This window comes from Pseudomonas sp. CM25 (assembly GCF_013179705.1).
GTDB lineage: Bacteria > Pseudomonadota > Gammaproteobacteria > Pseudomonadales > Pseudomonadaceae > Aquipseudomonas.
This window is the reverse complement of sequence record NZ_JABMCW010000396.1, coordinates 1-4,521: the sequence shown is the minus strand read 5'-3', so window position 1 is coordinate 4,521 and position 4,521 is coordinate 1. Positions and strand designations below refer to the sequence as shown.

Annotated in this window: 6 protein-coding genes; all 6 read right to left on the bottom strand. The window is 63.8% G+C overall.

All coding sequences use genetic code 11. From position 1 onward, the window contains the following. The coding region (locus tag HP546_RS31555) for a hypothetical protein (protein ID WP_256678541.1) at nucleotides 1–95 on the bottom strand (95 nt) is incomplete at its 3' end. Between the two features lie 9 nt (nucleotides 96–104). Next, nucleotides 105–602, bottom strand: a complete 498-nt coding sequence (fliL, locus tag HP546_RS26410; RefSeq protein ID WP_172231641.1) for a flagellar basal body-associated protein FliL — start codon at nucleotides 600–602, stop codon at nucleotides 105–107. 292 nt (nucleotides 603–894) lie between these two features. After that, nucleotides 895–2,145, bottom strand: coding sequence for a flagellar hook-length control protein FliK (locus HP546_RS26405; RefSeq protein ID WP_172231638.1), 1,251 nt, complete (start codon nucleotides 2,143–2,145; stop codon nucleotides 895–897). A gap of 72 nt (nucleotides 2,146–2,217) precedes the next feature. Beyond that, nucleotides 2,218–2,565: an Hpt domain-containing protein gene (locus HP546_RS26400; RefSeq protein WP_172231635.1), complete on the bottom strand. Its 348-nt coding sequence runs from the start codon at nucleotides 2,563–2,565 to the stop codon at nucleotides 2,218–2,220. A 48-nt stretch (nucleotides 2,566–2,613) separates the two neighbouring features. Beyond that, nucleotides 2,614–4,305 (bottom strand): fused response regulator/phosphatase, encoded by a 1,692-nt coding sequence (locus HP546_RS26395; protein WP_172231632.1) that lies wholly within the window; start codon nucleotides 4,303–4,305, stop codon nucleotides 2,614–2,616. 8 nt (nucleotides 4,306–4,313) lie between these two features. Beyond that, a partial coding sequence (locus HP546_RS26390; protein ID WP_172231629.1) for an STAS domain-containing protein occupies nucleotides 4,314–4,521 on the bottom strand: 208 nt, incomplete at its 5' end.

Below are 4,521 nucleotides of genomic sequence, written 5' to 3'. Positions count from 1 at the left end.
GGTTCCGATGCACTTTCGGTCTGCACCAGCCCGTCGTCGACGCCGTGCAACAGGGCATCGATTTCATCCTGGGACAGCAGGTCCTGTACGGCCATTGCGGACTCCTACTGCAATACGAAATTGGTGAACAGCAACTGGTCGATGACCGGTTTGCCGACTTCCTTCTGCGCCACTTCCTGAACCACGGCAGTGGCCTTCTGGCGCAGCATCTCCTGCCCGACCGGGCTGGCGGCAAGGGTGTCGAAGCCTTGGCCGGAGAACATCATCACCAGGTTGTTGCGGATCACCGGCATGTGCACCTTGAGGGCGTCCATGTCGGCCTGGTTACGCGCCTGCAGGGTGACGCTGAGCTGCATGTAGCGCTGCCGGCCGTTCTGGTTGAAATTGACCACGAAGGCCGGGGTCAGGGCTTCGTAGATGGCCACAGGCTTGACGTTGCTGGCTGCAGTTTCGGCGGCCGGGGCCGGCTCGCTCTTGTGCATGAAGAACCAGGTAGCGCCCACCGAAAGCCCGATCGCCAGCAAAAGGCCCACGACGGCCAGCAGGATCAGCTTGAGTTTGCCTTTAGTGGCGGGGTCTTTGACTGCTTCGCTTTTCGCCATGCCAATAATCCGTCGTCCATTGGGAGTTCAAGGGAGAATGGCTTGGCTTGAGCAAGTGTTATGCCAGATTTAGCAGAGGTGGACCAATTGCGCGTGAGCAGGCTCGGCCCTATCGCCGGCAAGCCAGCTCCTACAGGATCTCCGTAGGCCATGAACTTTGTGCAGTACCTGGGGAAGCAGGCTCGGCCCTATCGTTGGCAAGCCAGCTCCCACAGGCTCCCCGCAGGTCTTGAGCCTTGTGCAGTACCTGTAGGGGCTGGCTTGCCGGCGATAGGGCCCGCCCATGTAAACATCAGGCGTAATAATCGACCGCACTGTCACCCACAACCACCTGCTGTTCCACAGGCCGGGCGCTGTCGACAACCTCACGACCCTGCTCCGCCTGCCGCGCCGCCACCCCCGACAGGTTGCTACCCTGCGCCTGCCCCTGCTGCTGTTGCTGCCCGCGCGACTGGTCAGCCACATTCACATCCGGCTGCGCCAGCCCCTGCTGGGCAAACAGCTCGCGCAAGCGGTGCACCTGGCTGTCGAGAGCGTCACGCACGCCAGCGTGGCCGCTGATGAAGGTGACCTGGGTGGCCTGGTCCGCCGCTACATTGACGCGAATGTCCAGGCGGCCCAGCTCTGCCGGCTCCAGCTGGATATCCGCCGACTTGAGGTTCTGGCTGGACAGGTACATGACCCGGTTGACCAAGCCTTCGGCCCACGCGTTCTGGTTCATCGGCAATGGCTGGTGCAACGGGCTGGCGCTGGCCGGCACGGCATTGGCGGTCTTGGCCGTGGCAGCCTGGGTCAGGCTGGCCAGGCGGTTGGCGAAATCGTCGACACGGGTATCGCTGCTGGCGCTCTTGGTGTCCTTCAGGCCATCTTCGAGCAAGGCACCGAAGGCCTTGTCACCCGATTCAGTGGATTCGCCTTCGCCGCCTTCGACCAGATTCGCCAAGGTATTGACGGCTGCCCGCCCTTCTTCACCCTGAGCCTGTGACGGGTCCAGAGCATGCGCAGAAGTGCCCCCCTTGGCCTGGGCACTGTGCTCCAGAGCCAAGCGCAGTGTAGGCAAATTGGCCAGGGGATCGGCGTCCGGGTCGAATGCTTCCTCGGCAGCCGCCTCCTCGGGTTGCGCGGCAGAGGCCTGCGCCGTAGCGGCCTGCAACACAGGCGCCACCGCCTCGGCCTGGGCCTGGATCAGGTGGCTGCCTGGCTGTGCGTCGGTTACCTGGCCGGCCACCAGGCTGGCATCGCGCAGCCCGGTATCGGCCTGGTCGTCTGCTGGCAACTTGTTGCCGTCATCGGCAACCGCGGTTTTGTCGGCGGGGTCTTTCTTGCCGCCCTGTGCAACCTCGGGCTTGTCCTTGGGCTTGGCCTGGGCGACCTTGTCGTCCTGGCGGCCGACCTTGTCGCGCCCCTGCCTGGCCATCACCTGGCCGAAGCCGTCGCCCTTGTCGCCCAGCGCCTGCAGCGGTTTGTCCATCTGCGCGGAGGCAGCACGCGAGGAATTGGCGATGGCGTTGGCTTGCAACAAAGGGTTGGGTGCGACAGGCATCGAGCGGTCTCCGCGCCAGAAACAAAAAGATCATCCGGCCAGAGACAGGCAAGACTCGCGCCAAGTCGAGTCTCAGCCCGCAGAAATGCGCTGGTGCTCGTCCTGGTAGAAGCGCTGCACCTCCAGAAATTCCTGGTCGATGCGATTGACAAGGTCCTCGATGCCATACAGCGGCGGCTGCCGGGCACGGTCTTCCAGCAGCTGGCACAGCGCGGCCAGCGCCACCGCACCCATGTTGCTGCTGCTGCCCTTGAAACTGTGCGCGGCGATGCCAAGCTCCTCGGCACTCTTGGCAGCGTGCAGCTGCGCAAGGCGCCGCTCGGAATCTTCGAGGAACGTCTGCACCAGCTGCAGGTAGCCCTCTTCCATGACATCACGCAGGTCGCTGAGCACCTTTTGGTCGATATGCATGTCAGTCACTTGTTCACTCCTTGATCAAGCCAGATTATGCCTGAGCCTGCCTGTGGCTCACCATACGAACTCGACGTGCGCACAGCGCCCGCCCTCACTCCAGCGCGCGTGGCTGGCCAGCCGCCGTACCAGGTGCAGGCCACGACCGCTCAGACCGTGCTCCTGCGAAGGCCGGGAAAGCACCCGCTGCACATCGAACCCCGCTCCACTGTCGCGAACCTGAATCATCAGACGCCCGCCATCGGCATGCGGTTCAACCTTGAAATCAATGCGTACAAAACCATCGGTCAGCGACCCCAGCCGCCGGGCGCGCTCCTGATAGTAGTCGGTAAAACCCTGCACATCGCGCTTGAGTTGCGAGTCCAGGCCCAGCACGCCATGCTCGAGGGCGTTGGCGTACAGCTCGCTGAGCACGCTGTGCAAGCTACCGGTACGGGCGCGCAACCCGTGGATTTCCTGCAGCAACTGCACCAGGTACGGCACCGGGTTGAAGCGCTTCAGGCTCTCGCCACGCACTTCGAAGCCCAGTGACCAGTCAAGCGGGCTGGAGCGACCACTGTCAGCGTAAATCGTCGGCGCCGGCACCCGCTCATCGGCGCTGAACATGCGGATGTCGCACAAGCTGATGTCGTCGCGCGGATGCCCGCCAAAGTCCCCCAGGGCCTGCATCAGTTGGTCGAACAGCTGCGCCGGGTCACGGTTGTCGGCAAGCACCGCACGCAGCCGCTGCACGCCGAACAGGCGGTCATCGTTGTCGGCGGTATCGAGCACGCCGTCCGATAGCAACAGCAGGCGCTCACCGGGCGCCAGCGGCAGTACCTCGGTGCTGTCATCGAAGCGCTCGGCCGCCAGAATGCCCAGTGGCAGATGCCGCGAACTCAACGCCGACAACACCTCGCCGCTCGCCGACAGGCGATAGCCATCGGGCATGCCGCCGTTCCACACCTCTACCGTACCGCGCTGCATGCTGAGGTTGAGGAGCACTGCACAACAAAACATGTCGACCGGCAGGATGCGCTTGAGCTTGGCGTTCATCTCGCGGAGCATCTGCGCCATGCCGTAGCCCTTGGCGGTCATGCCGTAGAACACCTCGGCCAGCGGCATGGCGCCCACCGCCGCAGGCAGGCCGTGGCCGGTGAAATCCCCGAGCAGCACACGCATTTCGCCGGCCGGGGTGAAAGCCGCCAGCATGAGGTCACCGTTGAACAGCGCAAAAGGTGATTGCAGGTAGCGGATGTTCGGCGCAGACAGGCAGCCGGAGTGGGCCACCTTGTCAAACACCGCCTTCGCCACACGCTGCTCGTTGAGCAGGTGGTGATGGTGCCGGGTAATCTGGTCGCGCTGCTGCAGCACGGTGGCCTGCAACCGGCGCAGGCGGTCCATGGCGCGGATCTTGGCGCCGAGGATCACCGCACTGTAGGGCTTGGCCATGAAGTCATCACCGCCCGCCTCCAGGCAGCGCACCAGGCCCTCCTCTTCATTGAGCGAGGTCAGGAAAATGATCGGCACCAGCGCCTCGCCAGCCAGGGCCTTGATCTGCCGCGCTGCCTCGAAGCCGTCCATCACCGGCATCAGCGCATCAAGCAGCACCAGCTGCGGGCGCCGTTCGACGAACAGCGCCACTGCCTGCTCGCCGTTTTCTGCGGTAAGTACCTGATGGCCCTGACGGCGAACGATCTGCGCCAGCAGCAGGCGGTCGGCGGCACCGTCTTCGGCAACCAGCACGGTCAACGCCTGTTCGGCCGGCATGTCGGCGCTCAACTGATATCGAAGAGTTTTTCGAAATTGGAAATGGCGAGGATCTTGCGCACGTCGGAGTTGGTATGCACCACACGCACATCCGAGTCATCGCCGCCCACATGGTCGCGCAGCATCAGCAGCATGCCGAGTGCGGAACTGTCGATGTAGGTGGCGTCGCTGAGGTCGACGACCACCGAATCTGGCTTGCTGATGCGTTCGTAAGCC

Excerpts from the sequence above, each read along its gene's own strand:
- fliL (WP_172231641.1), bottom strand. The coding sequence starts at position 602 with ATGGCGAAAAGCGAAGCAGTCAAAGACCCCGCCACTAAAGGCAAACTC.
- HP546_RS26405 (WP_172231638.1), bottom strand. The coding sequence starts at position 2,145 with ATGCCTGTCGCACCCAACCCTTTGTTGCAAGCCAACGCCATCGCCAAT.
- HP546_RS26395 (WP_172231632.1), bottom strand. The coding sequence starts at position 4,305 with ATGCCGGCCGAACAGGCGTTGACCGTGCTGGTTGCCGAAGACGGTGCC.